Annotated in this window: 21 protein-coding genes; 12 read left to right on the plus strand and 9 right to left on the minus strand. The window is 71.2% G+C overall.

Translation table 11 applies throughout. From position 1 onward, the window contains the following. Window positions 1-62 precede the first annotated feature (62 nt). Window positions 63-1,889, plus strand: a complete 1,827-nt coding sequence (locus AC3WRT_RS19630; protein ID WP_492724935.1) for a glycoside hydrolase family 3 protein — start codon at window positions 63-65, stop codon at window positions 1,887-1,889. Window positions 1,890-1,920: 31 nt separating this feature from the next. Here AC3WRT_RS19630 and AC3WRT_RS19635 read toward each other — a convergent pair whose 3' ends face one another. After that, entirely contained in the window at window positions 1,921-2,169 is a 249-nt protein-coding gene (locus AC3WRT_RS19635; protein ID WP_492724937.1) for a DUF2630 family protein, read from the minus strand. A gap of 53 nt (window positions 2,170-2,222) precedes the next feature. Here AC3WRT_RS19635 and AC3WRT_RS19640 point away from each other — a divergent pair, with 53 nt between their 5' ends. After that, window positions 2,223-2,906: an alpha/beta fold hydrolase gene (locus AC3WRT_RS19640; RefSeq protein ID WP_492724939.1), complete on the plus strand. Its 684-nt coding sequence runs from the start codon at window positions 2,223-2,225 to the stop codon at window positions 2,904-2,906. A 9-nt stretch (window positions 2,907-2,915) separates the two neighbouring features. Then, window positions 2,916-3,077, plus strand: a complete 162-nt coding sequence (locus AC3WRT_RS19645; protein WP_492724941.1) for a hypothetical protein — start codon at window positions 2,916-2,918, stop codon at window positions 3,075-3,077. 36 nt (window positions 3,078-3,113) lie between these two features. On the opposite strand, the gene AC3WRT_RS19650 is transcribed toward AC3WRT_RS19645, so the two are convergent. The 3 genes from AC3WRT_RS19650 to AC3WRT_RS19660 form a co-directional block, all read right to left on the minus strand. After that, window positions 3,114-4,133: a LacI family DNA-binding transcriptional regulator gene (locus tag AC3WRT_RS19650; protein WP_492724943.1), complete on the minus strand. Its 1,020-nt coding sequence runs from the start codon at window positions 4,131-4,133 to the stop codon at window positions 3,114-3,116. A 112-nt stretch (window positions 4,134-4,245) separates the two neighbouring features. Further along, a complete protein-coding gene (locus tag AC3WRT_RS19655; protein WP_492724944.1) occupies window positions 4,246-4,950 on the minus strand; it encodes a zf-HC2 domain-containing protein in 705 nt (234 codons plus the stop codon). Continuing rightward, window positions 4,947-5,435, minus strand: coding sequence for a sigma-70 family RNA polymerase sigma factor (locus AC3WRT_RS19660; RefSeq protein WP_492724946.1), 489 nt, complete (start codon window positions 5,433-5,435; stop codon window positions 4,947-4,949). Before AC3WRT_RS19660 ends, AC3WRT_RS19655 begins: the two co-directional genes overlap by 4 nt. A 142-nt stretch (window positions 5,436-5,577) precedes the next feature. Between AC3WRT_RS19660 and AC3WRT_RS19665 the strand changes: the two genes are divergently transcribed. Genes AC3WRT_RS19665 through AC3WRT_RS19675 form a run of 3 tightly spaced genes read left to right on the plus strand, consistent with a single transcriptional unit; the run spans window position 5,578 to window position 6,971 of the window. Further along, window positions 5,578-6,420 carry a uracil-DNA glycosylase gene (locus AC3WRT_RS19665; protein ID WP_492724948.1) on the plus strand — a complete coding sequence of 281 codons (843 nt, stop codon included), beginning with the start codon at window positions 5,578-5,580 and terminating at the stop codon, window positions 6,418-6,420. A gap of 28 nt (window positions 6,421-6,448) precedes the next feature. Then, window positions 6,449-6,625 carry a hypothetical protein gene (locus AC3WRT_RS19670; RefSeq protein WP_492724950.1) on the plus strand — a complete coding sequence of 59 codons (177 nt, stop codon included), beginning with the start codon at window positions 6,449-6,451 and terminating at the stop codon, window positions 6,623-6,625. A 34-nt stretch (window positions 6,626-6,659) separates the two neighbouring features. After that, a complete protein-coding gene (locus tag AC3WRT_RS19675) occupies window positions 6,660-6,971 on the plus strand; it encodes a hypothetical protein (protein WP_492724952.1) in 312 nt (103 codons plus the stop codon). Between the two features lie 14 nt (window positions 6,972-6,985). Here the strand turns inward: AC3WRT_RS19675 and AC3WRT_RS19680 are convergent, their stop codons facing one another. Then, on the minus strand, window positions 6,986-7,363 hold the full coding sequence (locus AC3WRT_RS19680) for a hypothetical protein (protein ID WP_492724954.1): 378 nt from the start codon (window positions 7,361-7,363) through the stop codon (window positions 6,986-6,988). Window positions 7,364-7,470: 107 nt separating this feature from the next. Further along, window positions 7,471-8,544, minus strand: a complete 1,074-nt coding sequence (locus AC3WRT_RS19685; RefSeq protein WP_492724956.1) for an HNH endonuclease signature motif containing protein — start codon at window positions 8,542-8,544, stop codon at window positions 7,471-7,473. A gap of 505 nt (window positions 8,545-9,049) precedes the next feature. On the opposite strand from AC3WRT_RS19685, the gene AC3WRT_RS19690 reads away from it, so the two are divergent. Continuing rightward, entirely contained in the window at window positions 9,050-9,553 is a 504-nt protein-coding gene (locus tag AC3WRT_RS19690; protein ID WP_492724958.1) for a DnaJ family domain-containing protein, read from the plus strand. A gap of 38 nt (window positions 9,554-9,591) precedes the next feature. Here AC3WRT_RS19690 and AC3WRT_RS19695 read toward each other — a convergent pair whose 3' ends face one another. After that, a complete protein-coding gene (locus AC3WRT_RS19695) occupies window positions 9,592-10,548 on the minus strand; it encodes a glycoside hydrolase family 43 protein (protein ID WP_492724960.1) in 957 nt (318 codons plus the stop codon). A gap of 138 nt (window positions 10,549-10,686) precedes the next feature. Here AC3WRT_RS19695 and AC3WRT_RS19700 point away from each other — a divergent pair, with 138 nt between their 5' ends. The 4 genes from AC3WRT_RS19700 (at window position 10,687) to AC3WRT_RS19715 (ending at window position 16,360) form a co-directional block, all read left to right on the plus strand. Beyond that, a complete protein-coding gene (locus tag AC3WRT_RS19700) occupies window positions 10,687-13,053 on the plus strand; it encodes a family 43 glycosylhydrolase (RefSeq protein WP_492724962.1) in 2,367 nt (788 codons plus the stop codon). A gap of 88 nt (window positions 13,054-13,141) precedes the next feature. Next, complete coding sequence (locus tag AC3WRT_RS19705; RefSeq protein WP_492724964.1) at window positions 13,142-14,488, plus strand: ABC transporter substrate-binding protein; 1,347 nt, start codon at window positions 13,142-13,144, stop codon at window positions 14,486-14,488. Window position 14,489: 1 nt separating this feature from the next. Then, window positions 14,490-15,428, plus strand: a complete 939-nt coding sequence (locus AC3WRT_RS19710) for a carbohydrate ABC transporter permease (RefSeq protein ID WP_492724966.1) — start codon at window positions 14,490-14,492, stop codon at window positions 15,426-15,428. Beyond that, on the plus strand, window positions 15,425-16,360 hold the full coding sequence (locus AC3WRT_RS19715; protein ID WP_492724968.1) for a carbohydrate ABC transporter permease: 936 nt from the start codon (window positions 15,425-15,427) through the stop codon (window positions 16,358-16,360). The genes AC3WRT_RS19710 and AC3WRT_RS19715 overlap by 4 nt, the downstream gene beginning before the upstream one ends. 9 nt (window positions 16,361-16,369) lie before the next feature. On the opposite strand, the gene AC3WRT_RS19720 is transcribed toward AC3WRT_RS19715, so the two are convergent. Then, window positions 16,370-17,158: an HAD-IIA family hydrolase gene (locus tag AC3WRT_RS19720; RefSeq protein ID WP_492724969.1), complete on the minus strand. Its 789-nt coding sequence runs from the start codon at window positions 17,156-17,158 to the stop codon at window positions 16,370-16,372. 44 nt (window positions 17,159-17,202) lie between these two features. Then, window positions 17,203-18,411: an ROK family protein gene (locus tag AC3WRT_RS19725; RefSeq protein ID WP_492724971.1), complete on the minus strand. Its 1,209-nt coding sequence runs from the start codon at window positions 18,409-18,411 to the stop codon at window positions 17,203-17,205. A gap of 153 nt (window positions 18,412-18,564) precedes the next feature. Between AC3WRT_RS19725 and AC3WRT_RS19730 the strand changes: the two genes are divergently transcribed. Then, window positions 18,565-20,046 (plus strand): sugar ABC transporter ATP-binding protein, encoded by a 1,482-nt coding sequence (locus AC3WRT_RS19730; protein ID WP_492724973.1) that lies wholly within the window; start codon window positions 18,565-18,567, stop codon window positions 20,044-20,046. Window positions 20,047-20,096: the final 50 nt, after the last annotated feature.

The raw sequence follows: 20,096 nt of genomic DNA on the forward strand, positions 1-20,096 counted from the left end.
GCCCGACCGCACGCATCGGGCGGCCACGAGCCCCCTCACGACCAACACGAAAGGCCTGACCCGTGCGACCCGAGCTGAGCACCACCGAGGACGGCGTCGCCTACCGCGACCTCAACGGCAACGGCCGGATGGACCCCTACGAGGACCCACGCCTCTCGGTCGGCGAACGGGTCGAGGACCTCCTCGGCCGCCTCTCTCTCCAGGAGAAGGTCGGCCTGATGTTCCAGACCGTCATCGAGGCGGGCGCGGACGGCACGGTGCTCGAGCAGCCGGGCAACATCAGCAAGTCCCCGACGAGCACCGTGGTGCTCGACAAGCACCTCAACCACTTCAACGTCCACGCCCTGGACGACCCGCGCCTGGCGGCCCGGTGGAGCAACGCCCTGCAGGCGCTCGCGGAGCGGACGCCACACGGCATACCCGTGACGGTGTCGACGGACCCGCGGCACGCGTTCATCGAGAACGTCGGCGTCTCCTTCTCGGCCGGGGCGTTCTCGCAGTGGCCGGAGCCGCTGGGGCTCGCGGCGCTGCGCGACGCCGAGGCGGTGGGGCGCTTCGCCGACATCGCCCGCCAGGAGTATGCCGCCGTGGGCATCCGTGCCGCCCTGCACCCGACGCTCGACCTGGCCACCGAGCCCCGGTGGGCGCGGCAAGCCGGCACCTTCGGCCAGGACCCGGACCTCGTGACCGAGCTCGGTGTCGCGTATCTCAAGGGTTTCCAAGGCGATTCGCTCGGTCCGGGCAGCGTGGCCTGCACGAGCAAGCACTTCCCGGGGGGTGGCCCGCAGAAGGACGGCGAGGACGCGCACTTCCCCTACGGGCGTGAGCAGGTCTATCCCGGTGGGCGTTTCGCTGACCACCTCAAGCCGTTCCCCCCGATCATCGAGGCCGGGACGGCGGGGATCATGCCGTACTACGGGATGCCCGTCGACCTCGAGATCGACGGGGAGAAGATCGAGCCGATCGGCTTCGGCTACAACAAGCAGGTGGTCACCGGGCTGCTCCGCGAGAAGCTCGGCTACGACGGCGTCGTGGTCACCGACTGGGAGCTCGTCAACGACAACCACGTCGGCGACCAGGTGCTGCCCGCCCGCGCCTGGGGCGTCGAGCACCTCGACCCGCAGGGCCGCATGGAGCTCATCCTCGAGGCCGGCGCCGACCAGTTCGGCGGCGAGGAGTGCGTCGACATCCTGCTCGACCTCGTCGCGCAGGGCCGGGTCACGGAGGCGCGCATCGACGAGTCGGCCCGCCGCATCCTCGCCGTCAAGTTCCGCCTCGGCCTCTTCGACGACCCCTACGTGGACGAGGACGCCGCGGCCACGACCGTCGGGCGCCGGGACTTCCGTGAGGAGGGGTATGCCGCCCAGGCCCGTTCGGTGACCGTGCTGCACGACGAGGGTGGCCGGCTCCCGCTCGAGCAGGGCCTGCGCATCTACGCCGAGCGCGTCTCACCCGAGGCGGTGGTCGAGCACGGCAGGCTCGTCGAGCGGCCCGAGGACGCCGACGTGGCGGTGGTGCGCCTCACCGCGCCGTTCGACCCGCGGTCGGACCTCTTCCTCGAGTCGTGGTTCCACCAGGGCTCGCTCGACTTCGCGCCGGGCCTCATCGCCCGGCTCGAGCGGATCGCGGCGGTGTGCCCGCTCGTCATCGACGTCGTGCTCGACCGGCCGGCGGTGCTGACACCGCTGCTGCGCTTCGCCTCGGCGGTCGTCGGCAGCTACGGCAGCAGCGACGAGGCCCTGCTCGACGCCCTGACCGGCACGATCGCGCCCGCAGGCCGCCTGCCGTTCGACCTGCCCCGGTCGATGGACCAGGTGCGGGCCCACGCCGAGGACGTGCCCGGTTACGACGACCCGCTCTTCCCCTTCGGCCACGGCCTCACGGCCTGAGTGGTCAGGGGCCGGCGCTCGGCGTCCCGGCTCAGCCGATGTAGCCCTCGACGGTGCGCTCGGAGCGGACCTGCGCCTCGTCGGGGTTCTCGCCGAACTCGCGCTTGGCGCGGCGCTGGCGCAGCAGGTCCCAGCACTGGTCGAGCTCGACCTCGACGCTCTGCAGCCGGGCGTGTTCCTCATCGACGGTGATATCGCCCGACTGGAGGGCGGAGCGGAGCCGGTGCTCCTCGTCGATGAGGGAGGTGATGCGGTCCTGGATCGAGGGGTCGTCAGCCATCCCGTCACTGTGGCACGGCCCCGTCGTCGCCGTCGAGGCCTAGCATGTGGACGGTGACCACATTTGCGCTCGTCCCCGGCGCAGGCGGCGCCGCCTGGTACTGGCACCGTGTCGTGCCGCTGCTCGAGGAGTCGGGCCACGAAGCCATCGCCGTCGGGCTGCCCGCCGACGACCCGGACGCCGGCCTGCCGGAGTATGCCGCCCTCGTCGTGGGCGCGATCGAGGATCGTGACGACGTGGTGGTCGTCGCCCAGTCCATGGGCGGCTTCACCGCACCCATGGTCGCGACGCGACGCCCGGTGGCGGGCATCGTGCTGCTCAACGCCATGGTCCCGCTACCCGGGGAGACCGCCGGCGCCTGGTGGGACGCCGTCGCGTCGGAGCAGGCCCGGGTCGCGGCGGCCCGCGCCGGTGGCTACTCCGAGGAGATGGACCTGGACACCTACTTCCTGCACGACGTCGACCCGGCCGTCGCGGCGAGTGGGGCTGAGCACGAGCGACCGGAGGTCGAGCGCGCCTTCGAGACGCCCTGCGACATCGAGAGCTGGCCCGACGTGCAGACACGCGTCGTCGCCGGAGCCGACGACCGCTTCTTCCCCCTCGACCTGCAGCGGCGGGTCGCCCGCGACCGCCTCGGCCTCGACGTCGCCACCGTCCCGGGCGGGCACCTCGCCGCGCTCTCGCACCCCGCCGAGCTCGCGGCATACCTCTTGTCGCCGGAGGGCTTCGCGGAGTAGGAAGAGCGGGTGGGAAGGACGGCGTTCGGGCTGGCCTACGCGCTCACCATGGTGGCGGTCGTCGTCATCGTCGACGTCCTCTTCTTCCGGGACCACGGGTGGGAGCGCCTCATGGTGAACGCGGGGATCGTGCTGGTCTTCGGCGCGTTCTACCTGCGTTTCGTCCGCTAGCGAGGCAGACAGACCGGGGCCGGCTCAGCTGCGGGCTCAGCCGCGGGTTCGGACCGGGACGCCGAGGGTCGACTCCCGCGCCTCGAGGCTCCAGGCGACCTCGACCACCTCGGCCGGACCCGTGTGCCCCTCGATGCGGCGTGACAGCAGCTCCAGGGCCGCCCGGGCCAGCCCGGTGAGGTCGGGGGAGATGGTGGAGAGGGTGGGGTTGGCGTAGCGGGTCTCGGCGATGTCGTCGAAGCCGACGATGGCCACATCCTGCGGCACCTCGACGCCGGCCTCGACACAGGCGCGCAGGGCGCCGATGGCCATGAGGTCGTTGAAGCAGAAGACGGCGTCGGGAGGCTCGGGAAGCGCGAGCAGCTGCCGCATCGCGTCGTGGCCGTCCGCGCGCTCGAAGTGCGAGACGCTGACGACGAGCCCGCTGTCGTAGGACAGGCCCGCAGCATCGAGCGCCTCCCGGTAGCCCCGGAGCCGTTCGGACGCCGTGCCGGCCGTGGACTCCCGGCCGATTGCCGCGATCCGCCGGCGGCCCTGCCCCACGAGGTGGCCCGTCGCAGCGCGGGCGGCCGCGACCGAGTCGACCGCGACGTGGTCGAAGCCCTCGGGGACGGGTCTCTCACCGAGCAGCACCATGGGCAGCATGTCGGCGCGATGTCCGATCTCCTCGGCCGAGAGGGCGAGCGGCGAGAAGATGATGCCGTCGATGACGTGGGACCGCATGCCCTCGAGCACCACCCGCTCCGCCTCCGGCTCACCGCCGGTCGAGTCGAGCAGCACGATGAAGCCGAGGGCGGCGGCCTCCTCCGTGAAGCGCGCGGCGAGCTCGGCGAAGTAGGGGGAGTCCATGGCCGGGACGGCGAGGGCGAGGAAGCCGGCCCGCCCGTGCTTGAGGCTGCGCGCCGACAGGTTGGGCCGGTAGTGCAGCTCCGCCATGGCCGCCTCGACCCGTTCGCGGGTGCTCGCCCGGACGTGCGGGTGGTTGTTGAGCACGTTCGAGGCCGTCTTGACCGAGACCCCCGCGAGCGCTGCGACGTCCCTCAGCCGTGTGGCCACCGTGCCTCCGTCCGCGATGCCGGCCCGGGTGCTGGCCGGTGCCGGGGCCCAGACTAGCGCCGCCCGCTGGGGGAGGCCCGGTGGCGGCAGCGCTCGTCCAGGGACAGCCGGCTCACGTGCTGGCGGAGGCGAGCACCTTGCCCGTGCCGGTGCGCACCTCGAGGGACTGGATCTCGTTGGGGCGCAAGGCGGTCGCGCCCGTCACCTTGGAGTAGCCGGTAGCCGTCCCGCGCCACGAGGCGGCGGTCGTCGCACGCCCGGTGCGGTCGATGACCCAGAGCGCCAGCTCGCCGTTGGTCGGCATGTCCTCGCAGTTGATGTCGAGCTGGGTGCCCCAGCCGCGCGTCACGAGCGCGATGTCGACCTGGACGGAGCTGCCGGCGACCGGGGCAGCCTCCACGTGCGTCGTGGGTGGCGCCGGTGGGGTGGTGGGGGTCTGCGCGAAGAGCGGTGGCCCGAGCCACGCACCGCCGGCGAAGACGGCCACGGCAGCCGCGGCGCCGCCCGCCGACGTCCACGTGCGCCGGCGGCGCCGGCGACGTCCGACCTCGTCGAGCAGGGCGGCGGCCCGGCTGTCGTCGGGCTCCGCCACGAGCGGCTCGACGGGGAGCTCCGTCGGTTTCTCGGCGAGGTGCGGTCCACCCTGGGGGCCGGCGAGGTCGAGCAGCCGCGGCAGGCCCGACACCTGCCCCAGCTCGGTCTGGCACCGGGTGCAGCTGCGCAGGTGCTCACTGAAGGCGCGGTACTCGTCGTCGGACAGGCCACCGAGCACGTACGCGCCGAGGAGCACGTGCAGGTCGTCCGATCGGGCGATCATCTCGTCACTCCCATCTCGTCGAGGATGACGCGCAGGTTGCGTACGGCGTAGTAGGCGCGGGACTTCACGGTGCCTTCCGGTATCCCTACCCGCGCGGAGGTCTCGGCGACGGACAGCCGCTCGTAGTAGAGGCAGCGCACGATCTCACGGTGGTTGCCCTGGAGCCGGCCCAGGGCCTCCTCAACCAGGACCTGGTCGAGGGCCCGGTCGAGCGCCGAGTCGCGCTCGGCCACCTCGATGAGCTGCGCCTGCTGTGGCCTGCGGCCGGCTGCCCGGTGCTGGTCCACGATGAGGTGGCGGGCGGTCGTGATGAGGTACGCGCGCAGGTTGTCGGCCTCGGGCGCCTGCTTCCACACGCGCAGGATGACCTCCTGGACGATGTCGTCGACCCGGTTGGGGTCGTTCGTGGCGCGCCACACGACCCGCCGCAGCATCGGTCCGTGCTCGCGGTAGATCTCGGCGACCGCCTCGTCATCCAGCGGCATGCCGCACCCACCTCCTCACAGTTGCTCCCGTTCGCGAAGACGCCTCCGAGGGGCACCCGGTTCAGCAGCCGATGACCGAACCGTCTCACGACGCAGCCGCCTGCGTATGCCGTCTGGCCGAGTCCCGGCCTAGCGTGGGGCCATGTGCCCTGCCGCCCTGCCGAACCCGGCCCAGCACCCTGTGACCGGGGGCCTGTTCCTGTCGCCGGTGCCGGCTGGGTCCGGGTGGCCGGGTGACCCGGCGACGGCCCAGACGCCGGTGGCCAGCACCCCCGCGCAGGTGCGCCGGCTCGCCAAGGGGGCGGCCGGCATACGCGAGCTCGATGCCCGCGTCAGCGTCTGCCGCGCGTGCCCACGGCTCGTCGCCTGGCGTGAGTCGGTCGCGACGCAGGGACGTCGGGCCTCGTTCGCCGACCAGCCGTACTGGGGTCGTCCCGGACCGTCCTTCGGCGACCCGGACGCCGAGGTCCTCATCGTGGGGCTCGCCCCGGCAGCCAACGGCACCAACCGAACTGGGCGTATGTTCACCGGCGACCGCTCCGGCGACTGGTTGTATGCCGCCCTCCACCGGGGCGGGTACGCGAGCCAGCCCACGTCGGTGGCCTCGGGCGACGGGCTCACCCTCACAGGCTTGCGGATCGTCGCCACGGTGCGGTGCGCCCCGCCCGCGAACAAGCCGACGCTCGAGGAGAAGGCGACCTGTGCGCCCTGGCTCGACCGCGACCTCGAGCTCTCGGAGCCACGGCTGCGCTCGATGCTCGCGCTCGGGTCGATCGCGTGGGACGCGGCACTGGGGGCGGCGCGCCGTCGAGGGTGGCTCGTGCCGCGGCCCAAGCCGAGGTTCGGCCACGGCGCGGAGACGGTGCTGCGGACGGCGGCGGGGCACCCGGTGCGGCTCGTCGGCAGCTACCACGTGAGCCAGCAGAACACCTTCACCGGCAAGCTGACCGAGGCGATGCTCGACGAGGTCATCGCGCGGCTCTGACCCCTCGCACGTGACAGGATCGTCCGTCGTGACTGAGACAACGGGATTCCGGTCGGTTGTCGGCGAGGCCGACGCGGCCCTCGACCAGTCGTTCACCTCCCAGGCGCCCGGCTTCTACGAGAAGCAGGGCTACCGGGAGATCTTCCGGTGGGAGGGCGTGCCGACGCCGGACGCCGACGACGTGCACTTCCGCAAGGAGCTGTAGGTCCAGCGGTCGGACGTCATGCGATGGTGTGGGTGTGGAACCGCGCAGCGTACGCCCGTACCTAATCGCCCTCGGCCTCATCTGGGTCCTCCCGGCGGTCCTCGTCCTTGTGCTGCACCTGACGCTGCCCGACTACAACGCCTCCGGGCAGTGCACTGGCCTCGGCTTCGGGTGCGTCCCGCCCCCGTCGGACGGGGTGCTCTTCCTCGGCTTCTTCGCGGCCCTTCCCCTCTTCCTCCTCGGGCTGCTGGTCTGCCTCGTCATCGCCGTCGTGCAGGCCCGCCGCGACCGTCGCAAGGGTGAGGTCGCAGATCAGCCGTCGGAGTCCGACAGTGATGGCTCGTAGCCAGGCCTGCGCCGTCACCGCGTCGGCAGGAGCTCGAGCGGGTTGATGCCCAGCACGAGGAGCAGGGCGCTCGTGGCGACGACGCCGGCGACGGCGGCCGCGAGCAGCCCGGTCACCCAGGAGGGCCACTGCCGGGCAGCGGTCCGCCAGAGCAGCCACAGCATCGTGGCCGTGCCGACGACGTCGACGAACACGCCCACGGTAAGGGCCCTGCCGTAGCGGTCGGCGTCGGGCGGCGACACATCGGCCGAGCCCAGCACCTCGACGATCCCGTAGGTGAGCCCGTGCAGCACGAGCACCATGTAGTCGAGCGCGGCCAGCCCGAAGATCGTCACCATGAGGAGGGGGATGGCCCACCACACCGCCGCCCTCGGCGGCCGCGGCGCTGTCATGGGCTCACCATGCTCCGAACCGGGAGGCTGTCGCGTGCGTAGGCGTACTCGTTCGCTGTCGTCCCCGTGACGAGCCGCTCAGCGACAGGACTCCCGGAGCTCTGCTTTCACGTCGGGGTGAAGTCGACGAGGTGCAGGTGCAGGGGCGCTCCGCTGGGAGAGGGGTAGCGCTTGCCGAGTCGTGACCGGGGTCGGCCGCTTGCCTGCTGCCCTGGTCGGGCGGGGTCGGGCGCGAGCGCCAGTTCCGGTGGTGGCTGGGGTGGGCCGATGTGAAGGCCGTGCCGGGTGACGAAGGTCAGGCCGTTCGGGTCGGTGGCGTCGCCGGTGATCGTGAAGTCGCCGCGGTGGTGCCCGTCGTGGTGGAACGTGCACAGGCCCAGCAGGTTCGTGACGTCGGTGGACCCGCCGTCGCGCCAGTGGACGAGGTGATGGATCTCGAGGTGGTGGGTGCTCGCGCAGCCGGGGTAGCGGCAGCCGCGGTCGCGGTCGAGCACGAGGACCCGGGTGCGGTGCGGGACGACGCGCTGGGCGCGCCCCACGTTGACGGGGTGCCCGCTGGTCTCCCAGACCGGCGTGAGCCGTCCGTCGCAGGTCAGCCCGTTGACGATGTGCTGCGGCAGGCGGGGTCGGCCGTTGAGCCAGCCGCCGTCGGTGTCGAGGTGCACCTGCACCCGGTAGCGAGCGCGGCGCGCGGGACCGATGGTCTCGCCGCTGGCCCCAGCCGCGTCGAGCGAGCGGGTGGCCAGCACGATGAGGGCATCGGCCCAGGTGACGCGGGGCCTGCCGCCCTGGGTGGGGCACCAGTCGGGGTCCAGGGCGTCGCCGTCGAGCGCCTGCCAGTCCAGCTCGGAGATGCTGCCGCTGTCGTTCGTGCTGTCGACGTCGCGGCTGATGGCGTGGAAGAGGTGGTCCTTGGCCTCGGAGAGGGCGGCCTCCACGAGGGCGCCGACCTCGGCGGGCGCGTCGTAGCGCAGCCGGAAGCGGCCATCGCTGTCGACGCCCATGCTCAACGATGCGGGCTCGACCAGCTCGGGTTTGGCGGCCGGCTCCTCCTGCGCGACCTCCGAGTCATGCCCCTCCCGTCGGTCGTCATCGAGGGTCGGCGGCTCGAGGGTGAAGTCGTAACGGGTGACGGAGCGTTGCAGCTGCGTGACGGTGGCGTGCTGCGCGAACTCGGCCACGGTCTCGTCGAACGCGGGCGGGTGTGCCGGGCCACGACCGCGGCCTGGTCCAGGCTGATCCGGCCCTGGCGCAGGGCGGCCGCTGTGGCGGGCAGCTCACCGGTGCGCGAGCCAGCAGCACCACCGCTGCGGCCTGTCCCCGCGACAGCCCGGCCCGCAGCATCAGCCAGTGCTCAGGAGAGCGCAGCCCAGCCGCTTGCCACGACCCCTCGGCCAGAACCGTCGCCACGAAGTCGACGAGCCGGGCGTGGGCGTCGTGCAGGTCGGCAGCCAGGGACGCGACGTGGTCCCAGTCCTGCTCGATCAGCTCTGCTCCGCTCATGGCTCGATCGTACACCAGTTCGAACGCCGAAGACATCCCGATGGTAGGGGAATCGATTGCGCTGCAAGCGAACTGAGGCAGGGCGGCACTCGCTAAGACGCCCGTGGGACAGCTTGACGGCAGGAGCGCGGATGATGACATCCGCTGGCGGCGAGACGTGCATCATCGGTTAGCGTGGATGTCATGACGGGCCAGCCGTACTGGGAGAGCGCCGTGGAGAGGCAGATCCGCGAGGCGCAGGAACGCGGGGACTTCGACAACCTGCCGGGTGCCGGCAAGCCCCTCGACCTCAGCGACTCGGGCGATCCCGACTGGTGGGTCAAGCGTTTCGCCGCCCGCGAGAACCTCGACCTCGGCGACGCGCTGCCGGGACCTCTGGCGCTGCGCAAGGAGGCTGCGGGTTACCCAGAGTCCCTCGTCGACGTCCGCACCGAGAAGCAGGTGCGCGAGATCCTCGAGGACTACAACAAGCGCGTCATCGCCGACCGGCTGCGGCCCGCCGTCGGCAACCTGCCGCCCCTCATCGCGAAGACGATCGACGTCGACGAGATGGTCGAGCAGTGGCGCCCCCTGCGCGCCGAGCTCGAGGATCGCCAGCGCCGGGCCCGCGAGGAGCGGGCCGCCGCCCGCGCGGCCGAGCTGGGGACGGGCACGCCGTGGTGGCGGCGCCTCTTCGGCAGAGGCTGAGCTTCGGCAGAGGGTTGAATGCCGGCCGGCGGGCTTCGTCAGTCCTGCCGCGGCGCGCCACCGCGCGGGAGTGCTGTTGGCTCCCAGGTGGGCCCGTCCGTGGCAGGGCCCTGCGGCGTCCACCACAGCGGGTCGATGCGCATCTGCCGTGCGGTGATGTCCTCGTTCCACGCGTGGTAGACCACGACGTCGCCCCACTCCGGCGTCGCGACGACCGAGTTGTGACCCGGACCGGTGACGTGCCCGGGCACCGACTGGAGCACCCGGCTGGCCTCGCAGACGTCTGACCACGGGCCGAGGGGGTGGTCGCTCACGGCGCAGCCCACGGCATACGTCGGCTGCTGCCACGAGCCGGCCGAGTAGAAGCACCAGTAGCGGCCGCCGCGGAAGACGACGAAGGGCCCCTCCAGGGTGTGCCAGTCGGTCACCTTCCCGTAGCGCTCGCGCTTCCGCTCGTAGATCTGCCAGTCCGCGCTGGCGAGCAGCACGTCCACGGGCTCGCCCAGACGCGTCGGCCTGAGCAGCGGCGCCACCGCCAGCATCGTGCCGATGCGCTCGCCCTCCAGCACGTCGCGTGCATAGAACAGGTAGAGCTCGCCGTCCTCGGCGCGGAACGGGTTCGGGTCGATGGCGAAGCCCTCGTGCGGCGTCAGGTTGACGCCTTGGTCCACGTAGGGGCCCTCGGGGTCATCGGCGAGCGCGACCCGCAGGTGGTGGTCGAGGTCGCCCATGCCGGCCGAGTAGTACATCGCCCAGCGGCCGTCGATCTCGATCACCTCCGGCGCCCAGAAGTCCGTGCCGACGCCGTCCGGACGCACCAGGGCGCCCCCCACCCGGGTCCACGAGACGAGGTCGGTGGAGGTCAGCACCGGGAAGACCGGGCCCTCGGTCGCGGTGTCCGTGCCGAAGGCGAGATAGCGGTCGCCGACCCGCATGACGAACGGGTCGGCGAAATAGGCGTCGTGGACGGGGTTGCAGTAGGGCACCTCAGCCATGGCACGAGCATGCCACGGCTCCCGGCAGCGGGCGGAGCGTGCGCGGGCGGTCGTGCCGTCGGCGTTTGCTCGCGGAACGCGACGGGTACTAAGGGCGGCAGGGGGTGGCATTGGCGCCACCTCGGGAGGGAACGGGTCATGCCACGACGTTCGTCCAGCCGCTGGGCCCTGGTGCTCGCGCCCCTGACTGCGCTGGCCCTGGCGGTGACTCCCGCCGCGTCCAGCACGTCCGCGCAGGCACTGACGCCGACCCGCGGCTCGACCACGTCGGGCACTGCCTACCTCAACCCGGTCAGCAAGCCCTTCGCCGACACCTTCGCAGACCCCTCGGTGATCCGCGGCAAGGACGGCTGGTGGTATGCGTACGGCACCAGCGACCCGCTGAAGAAGGGCGAGACCGCACCTCACCGCATCCCCATCGCCCGGTCGTCCGACCTCGTGCACTGGTCGTACGTCGGTGACGCCTTCAGTGCGGCGACGAAGCCGAAGTGGGCCGCGCCGGACGCCGGCCTCTGGGCGCCGGACATCCGCTACGTCGACGGGCAGTACCGGCTCTACTACGTCGTCACGCAGACGACCGTCACGCCCGGACCCAACGACAACGCCATCGGCATGGCCACCGCCCCGACGCCGGCCGGACCCTGGACGGACAGCGGCGCCCCCGTGGCCGGCCCGCGGCCGGGCGCCAGCGGCAGGCCCGACGACTTCCTCTGGACCTACGACCCTTCGGCCGTGACCGACGTCGACGGCAGCCAGTGGCTCTTCTACGGCTCCTACTACGGAGGCGTCCACGTCGCGCCGCTGTCGCAGGACGGGCGCAAGGTCACCGGCCCGTCGCGCATGGTCGCGGTCGACAACAAGTTCGAGGGCGCCTACGTCGTGCGGCACGGCGGCTACTGGTACCTCTTCGCGTCGACCGCCAACTGCTGCGCCGGCCCCACCACCGGCTACAGCGTGCAGGTCGGCCGGTCCCGCGACCTGCGCGGCCCCTACGTCGACCGGGAGGGTGTCTCCCTCACGGCCTCGCGGGCCGGCGGCACGCCGTCGCTCAACCAGAACGGCAACCAGTGGGTCGGTTCGGGTCACAACGCCATCGCGACCGACCTCGCCGGCCAGGACTGGAACGTCTACCACGCGATCAACCGCTTCGACCCCTACCTCAACGGCACGGACGGCATCAACCAGCGCCCGATGCTGATGGACCGCCTCGACTGGGTCGACGGGTGGCCCGTCACGCGAGCCGGCCTCGGCCCGAGCAGCGGCACCCAGCCGGGACCCGTCGCCTCAGGCCGCCTCGTGACGACCTTTGACGACCGCGGCACGGCGTGGGCACGCACCGGTTCGTGGGGCCAGGCCACCGATCCGCAGTCGGGCCGCTACGTGAAGTCCGGCTCGGCGGGTACGGCGCTGACCCGCGCCGCGCTGCGCGGTGACGTCCGGACCGAGGCGGACCTCCGCTCCTCCGGCGCATCCCACGGCCTGGTCGTACGCCGGAGCGCCCACTCCGAGGTACGGCTCACCATCGACCCCGTGGCGCACACCGTCCAGCTCAGCTCAGTCGTGGACGGCGTGAGCCGGGGTGCCACCACCGCCCCGCTCCCCACGGCATACGACCCAGCTGACTGGCACTCGGCCAGCCTCGAGGTGCGCAGCGGGCGCGCGCACGCGCAGCTCGCGCACGCACGACTGAACGACCCCCTGGCCGACCTCACGCTGGCCGTCCCGGCCGGCAGCGGCGCGGCTCCCACCCGCGCCGGTGCCTGGGCCGGTGGGGCCGGCGTCGGCATCGACAACCTCAGCGCCACGCGCGCGGCAGACCTCGTCGACGCGCTCGCCCCGCTGCCGGTGCCGAGCCGCCTCGACCCGGCCGCCAGCGACGAGTTCAGCGGCGGCGAACTGGGATCCGGCTGGAGCTGGGTTCGCCGAGACGCTGCGGCGCACGTGGCAGCCGGCTCGCTCGTGTGGCCGGTCGAGCAGGCCGACCTGACCGGCCCGGACAACAACGCCGGAGCCGTCAGCAACAACGCCGGGGTCCTGCTGCGTGACCTGCCGCAGTCCGTCGTCGACGGTCGACCCTGGACCGCGGAGACCAAGCTCACCATCGACCTCGGCACCGACGTGATCCGCAACTTCCAGCAGGGCGGCCTCATCGTCTACGTCTACGACGACCTCTTCACCCGCCTGTCGCACGTCGCCATCTGGAACACCCGGCAGACCGAGTTCGGCAAGGAGATGCCGTATGCCGGCCGGCTCTCCTACGGCGGCACCATCATCGGGCCTCCGGCCGAGACGACCTGGCTGCGCATCACCCACCAGGTCGACCGGACGACCGGCGAGCACCGGCTGCGTGGCTGGACCAGCCGCGACGGCAGCACCTGGGTCGCCGGGGGCGTGTGGACCCTCCCGGCCGGTTCCCACCTGCGCGTGGGCCTCGTCTCGCACGGCGCCCAGGGCGGGACGCAGCCGGCAACGTCCACCTTCGACTACCTCCGGATCTACCGGTGACACACAGCGGGCGGACCGCCCGTCGACACAACCCAGGGACCACCACACCCGGACCGGTCCCAGCACCCCTCGGGAACAGGAGCACAGAATGAACGAGCCCACCCACTCCAGCGGAGTCTCCCGACGAGCCTTCATGGGCCTCAGCGGCGCCGCCGCTGCAGGGCTCACCCTGACCGCCTGTGGCGGCGGCAAGTCGGCCTCCGACACGGCGGGGGGAGCCGGCGCCGCACCGAGCACGACCTTCAGCGGCTCGTACAACGGCCCCGCCGTCACGCTGTCCTACTGGAACGGCTTCACCGGTGGCGACGGGCCCTTCATGACCAAGATGGTGCAGGAGTTCATGAAGGAGAACCCCAAGATCACCATCAAGGCCAACACCGTCCAGTGGGCGCAGTACTACCAGCGGATGCCGGCGGCCGTCACGGCCGGCAAGGGACCCGACGTCGGCGTCATGCACCTCGACCAGCTGGCCACGAACGCCGCCCGCAAGGTCATCGTCCCCGTCGACGACGTCGCGAAGGCGCTCGGCCTGCAGGAGTCGGACTTCACCAAGCAGGTGTGGGAGGCCGGGATCTACAAGGATGCGCGCTACGGCATCCCGCTCGACGTGCACTCGCTCGCGATGTTCTACAACACGGACGACATGAAGAAGGCCGGCCTCGACAAGCCGCCGACGGACAACGCCAGCTACATGGCTGCGCTCGACAAGTTCAAGTCGGCCGGCATGGACCAGCCGTTCTGGATGCCGACGCAGTGGCCGGCCCACCTGATCTTCCTGTCCCTCCTGTGGCAGAACGGCGGAGAGCCCTACTCGGCCGACGGCACCAAGGCCACCTTCGACTCCGACGCCGGCGTCAAGGCCCTGACCTGGATGGCCGACATCGTCAACAAGGGCTACAGCCCGAAGAACCTCGGGGTCGACACGGAGTACGTCGCGTTCAAGAACAAGAAGTACCCGCTCCACTGGAACGGCATCTGGCAGATCAACGACGTCAAGGACTCCGGCGTCCCCTACGCCTTGTCGTTCATCCCGCAGATCGGCGACCGTCCGGCGGCGTGGGCCAACTCGCACCACTTCTACATCACGCGTCAAGCGACCCAGGACGACAACAAGCTGCAGGCCTCCAAGGTCTTCATCGACTGGATCAGCAAGAAGTCGGCCGAGTGGGCGGGTGCCGGCATGGTGCCGGCTCGCAAGTCCGTGCGCGAGACCGACGCGGTCAAGAACAGCACTCAGGGGCCGATCGTCGCCCAGATCGACAACCTGCACTTCCTGCCGCCAATTCCCGGTGTGCCTGACGTGACGACGCAGACGCTGCAGCTCGCGGTGGCCGACGCCATCAGCGGCAAGCGCCAGCCCGCCGACGCCCTCAAGGCGGAGGCGTCCAAGGCGTCGCTCCTGATGGCAGCCAACGCGAAGAAGTTCGGAGCCTGACATGTCCTCCGCGGTGGAGCTCGCAGACACGGCCGCGCGGCCGCCGGGCCGCGCGAGGAAGGGCCCGGGAGTGGCGCCCTGGGTCTTCCTCGCGCCCTACCTCGTGCTCTTCCTCGGCTTCGTGATCGCCCCGGCGGTCTACGGCTTCTACATCAGCCTCCACGACTACGACTACACGCTGCCCGGCAAGCCGTTCGTCGGCCTGGACAACTACGCGAAGCTCTTCTCGTCCGACTCGCCCCTCTTCTCGGACTTCTGGGACAGCATGAAGGCCACCGGCATCTTCACGCTCTTCAGCGTGCCCTTGCTGCTGGCCGTCCCCCTGGCGGTGGCCCTGCTGATGAACCAGAAGTTCCGCGGCCGCAACCTCTTCCGGGCCGTCTACTTCGCCCCCTACGTCCTCGGGGTGGCCGTCGTGGCGGTGCTGTGGCGCTTCCTGCTCGACAGCAACATCGGCCTCGTCAACCAGTACCTCGGCGCCATAGGGCTGCCCGACTCGATCGCCTGGCTGAACACGACGCCAGCGGCCTGGATCTCCCTGGTCGGGGTCACGGTCTGGTGGACTCTCGGCTTCAACGCCGTCATCTACCTCGCTGGCCTGCAGGACATCTCGCCGGAGCTCTACGAGTCGGCGAGGGTGGACGGCGCCAACGCGTGGCAGCGGTTCTGGCACGTCACGATCCCGGGCCTTCGACCGGTGCTGTCCTTCGTCACGATGGTGACGATCATCGCCTCGGCCAACATGTTCGGCCAGTCCTACCTGATGACCCAGGGCGCTCCCGGCCAGGAGACCAGGACGGCCATCTACTTCATCACCGACACCGGTCTGAAGAACTACCAGATGGGTGACGCCGCCGCGATGAGCTACGTCCTCACCGTCGCGCTCATGCTGCTCAGCATCGCCGTCTTCTGGTTCTTCCGTGAGAAGGAGACGTCATGAGCGCCACCCAGACCAGCGCTGACACCACGACTCCCACAGCCACCGAGTCGTCGAACGACGGTCCACGGGACCCCCGGATCGCCCCACCCGCGCCACCGCCGGCAAAGAGCAGCCGCTCCCGCCCGGTCGTGCGCTACGTGGTCCTCACCGTGCTGGCCCTGCTCTTCATCAGCCCGTTGATCTTCATGGTCGTCACGTCCTTCAAGACGCCGAACGAGGCCGCCTCGTCGTCGCCGAGCTGGATCCCGAACCCGCCGACCGTGCAGGCGTACAAGAACATCCTCTCGTCAGAGGGCACGCCGGTCCTGCGCTGGTTCGCCAACAGCATGATCGCGGCCAGCGCCAATGCGCTGCTGGTCGTCATCACCGCGGCGATGGCCGCGTACCCCTTGGCGCGGATGGACTTCCGCGGCAAACGGGTCGTCTTCGCGGTGATCGTCGCGACGCTCTTCATCCCGCCGGTCATCCTGATCATCCCGAACTACCTCATCGTCGGTGACCTCAAGTGGCTCGACACGATCGTCGCGGTGATCGTGCCCACCGCCGCGTCGGCCTTCGGCGTCTTCTTCCTGCGGCAGTTCTTCCTCTCGCTGCCGCAGGAGCTGGAGGAGGCGGCCATGCTCGACGGCGCCAACCTCTTCCAGATCTTCACCCGGGTGGTCCTGCCCCTGTCCCGACCGGCCCTCGTGACCTTGGCCCTGCTCGCGTTCCTGACTAACTGGAACGACTTCCTCTGGCCGGTCTACGTGCTCTTCAGCCCGGAGAGCCAGACGCTCCCGGCAGGCCTGTCGACCCTGCAGTCGGCCAACAACGTGCGCTACGACCTGCTCATGGCGGGCGCCGTGATCGCCAGTGCGCCGGTGCTGCTGCTCTACCTCGGCGCGCAGCGCTTCATCATCGAAGGAGTCTCGCGCTCGGGCCTGAAGGGCTGAGGGCCACGGTCAGGCGCCGTCGACGAAGTCAACGAGGTCGGCGACCGAGTCGACGATGCGGCTCGGTCGGTAGGGGAAGTGCTCGACCTGCGAGCGGCTCGTCGAGCCCGTGAGCACGAGGACGGTGCGCAGGCCGGCCTCGAGCCCGCTGATGATGTCGGTGTCCATGCGGTCACCGACCATGATCGTCGTCTCCGAGTGGGCGTCGAGGCGGTTCAGGGCGCTGCGCATCATCAGGGGGTTCGGCTTGCCGATGTAGTACGGCTGGCGCCCCGTCGCGGTCGAGATCAGCGCGGCCACCGACCCGGTGGCCGGCAGCGTCCCGGCAGGGCTCGGACCGCTCGGGTCGGGGTTCGTCGCGATGAAGCGGGCGCCCTTCTCGATCAGTCGGATGGCGCGGGTGATCGCCTCGAAGGAGTACGTACGCGTCTCGCCCAGGACGACGTAGTCGGGGTCGCGGTCGGTCATGACGTAGCCCACGTCGTGCAGCGCCGTCGTCAGGCCGGCCTCACCGACGACGTAGGCCGAGCCGCCCGGCCGCTGGTCGGCGAGAAACTGCGCCGTGGCCAGGGCGGAGGTCCAGATCGCCCCCTCGGGCACGTCGATGCCGCTGACCAGCAGGCGCGCGCGGAGGTCGCGCGGGGTGAAGATCGAGTTGTTGGTCAGGACGAGGAAGGAGCGCCCCGACTCCTTGAGCGCCGTGACGAACTCGGCGGCGCCGGGGATGGCGTCCTCCTCGTGGACGAGGACGCCGTCCATGTCGGTGAGCCAGGTCTCGACGGGCCGGTGATCGGTCATGGACCCATTCTGTCGGCTGGGCGCGCGGTCGGCCCGGCGGCCGCTCAGGAGGCGGACTGCCGCGCGATCGCGAGGTCCACGCGATCCGCCGTGAGCGCGTGCTGGATGACCATGGTGGCTGCTCCGATGACGCCGGCCTGCACGCCGGTGGTGGCCGGCACGATCTGCAGCACCCCGGTCGCGAGCGGGAGGGAACGGCCGTAGACGACCTCGCGCACCCCCGCGATCAGGCTCTCGCCTGCCTGGACCAGTGAGCCGCCGATGACGATCACGGAGGGGTTGAGCAGGCTCACGCACGTGGCGAGCACCTCGCCGATGGTGCGGCCGGCCTGGCGGACGGCGAGCGCCGCGGGGATGTTGCCGCCACGGACGAGCCGGACGATGTCGCTGTTGGACTCGGCCACGACGTCGATCTCCTTGAGGGCCTTGGAGATCGCAGGTCCGCTGGCGACCGCCTCGAGGCAGCCGAGGTTGCCGCAGGAGCACAGCACCTCGGTGGCGTGGGGCGCCGCCACGTGGCCGAGGTCGCCCGCCGCGCCGACGGCGCCACGGTGCAGTCGGCCACCGCTGATGATGCCCGCGCCGATGCCGGTCGCGACCTTGACGAAGAGCAGGTGCTCGACGTCCGGGTGGGCCACGGCGTGCTCGCCGAGGGCCATGATGTTGACGTCGTTGTCGACGAGGACCGGCACGTCGAAGTCGCGACGGACGTGGGCCGGCACGTCGTAGCCGTCCCAGCCCGGCATGATCGGCGGCCGCATCGGGCGGCCGCTCGAGTGCTCCACCGGACCGGGCACGCCGATGCCGATGCCGATGAGGTCGCGGGACTCCCGCCCGGCATCCGCGAGGAGGCGACGTGTCGTGACCACGAGCCAGTCGAGCACGACCTCCGGCCCGTCGGTGATGTCAAGGCCCTCGGCGATCTCGCAGATCGGCCGGCCGCTGAGGTCCGTCAGGGCGACCCGCCCGTGCGTGGCGCCGATGTCGGCCCCGACGACGACGCGGGCCTCGGGGTTGAAGGCGAAGCGGACGGGCGGCCGTCCGCCGGTGCTGACCGCCTCGCCGCTCGGCGCGAGCAGGCCGGTCGCGAGCAGGGCATCGACGCGGGCGCCGACCGTTGAGCGGGCCAGCCCGGTCAGCTTCGCGAGCTCGGCGCGGGTGCGTGGCGTCTGGTCGCGAAGGAGCTGCAGGAGCTCACCTGCGCCGCTGACGGCAGTGACGGCATACGCAGACGACGATGACTCGGGACGCACCTTTCCAGTCAAGCACACGCGGCTTCCGTATGCGGCGTGGACGGCTTTCATCTCACCGGCGAAAACTTTTGCTTGACGCACCGACAGAAGTGGGCCACGGTGTGACCCATGGAATCTCGACGGCGAGATGCAGCAGGCGCCCCCCTCCTGCGGATGACCAACGTGGTCAAGCGTTTTCCCGGGGTCGTGGCCCTCGGAGGCGTGGACCTCGACGTGCTGCCCGGGGAGGTGCACTGCCTGCTCGGCCAGAACGGCGCGGGCAAGAGCACCTTGATCAAGGTGCTGGCCGGCGTCCACGAGCCCAACGAGGGCACCATCGAGTGGGCCGGCGAGGCGGTGACGCTGCACCATCCGCAGGCCGCCATGGACCTCGGCGTCGCCACGATGTACCAGGAGCTCGACCTCGTCGAGGGCCTCACGGTGGCCGAGAACATCTTCCTCGGGCACGAGCCCACCCGGTTCGGCTTCTCGCAGCGCACCGCCGCACGCCGTGAGGCCGCCGCCCTGCTGACCCGTCTCGGCCACCCGGAGATCTCGCCCTCGGTCGAGGTCGGCACGCTGTCGGCCGCGTCGTGCCAGATCGTCAGCATGGCGCGCGCCCTCTCCCGTGATGCCCGGCTCATCATCATGGACGAGCCGTCGGCGGTGCTCGACGCCGGCGAGGTCGACCAGCTCTTCCGCGTCATCGCCGAGGTGACGAGCCAGGGCGTCGCGATCGTCTACATCTCCCACCGACTCGAGGAGATCCGCGAGATCGGCGACCGCGTCACCGTGCTCAAGGACGGCAGGACCGTCGCCACCGGGCTCGACGCCAAGACGACCCCGACGCAGGAGCTGATCCGGCTCATGACCGGCCGCTCCATCGAGTACGTCTTCCCGCCCAAGCCGGAGGTCGCCGAGGCCGAGCCGGTCCTCCGGGTCGAGGGGCTCAGCCGGGCAGGGGAGTTCGGCTCCGTCTCGTTCGAGGTGCGTCCCGGCGAGGTCGTGGGGCTCGCAGGACTCGTCGGCTCCGGCCGCTCCGAGATCGTCGAGACGATCTTCGGTGCGCGCAAGGCCACGAGCGGGACCGTGCGCATCGAGGGAAAGCCGGTCCGGGGCGGATCCGTCGCGGCGGCCGTGGCCGCCGGCATCGGACTGTGCCCCGAGGAGCGCAAGAGCCAGGCGCTCGTCCTGGGAGCCTCGCTGGCCTCGAACATCACCCTCGCGACGCTCCCGCGCTTCTCGCGGGGCGGCCTGCTCGACGGGTCGGCGGAGGTGGGGGCGGCCGAGGAGCTGCTCGAGTCGCTCGACGTCCGTCCCCGCGGGGCGCACCGGGAGTCGCGCACCCTCTCGGGCGGCAACCAGCAGAAGGTCGTCCTCGCCCGCTGGCTGCTCCGCGGGTGCAAGGTGCTCCTCCTCGACGAGCCCACCCGCGGCGTCGACGTGGGGGCTCGCTCAGAGATCTACGCCCTGATCCGCCGCCTCACCGACGGGGGCGTCGCCGTCGTCGTCGTCTCCAGCGAGATCCCCGAGGTGCTGGGGCTGTCCAACCGGGTACTGGTCCTCGCCGACCGCACCGTCCGCCACGAGGGCCCGGCCGACGAGCTCGACGAGCACGCCGTCCTCGACATCATCCTGAAGGGAGACGCGGCATGAGCGCCGACGTCACGAAGATCCACCAGGCGGGGGAGCCGGGCGGCGGGGGC

The sequence above is a fragment of the Terrabacter sp. FW104-15G4B genome (assembly GCF_058790095.1).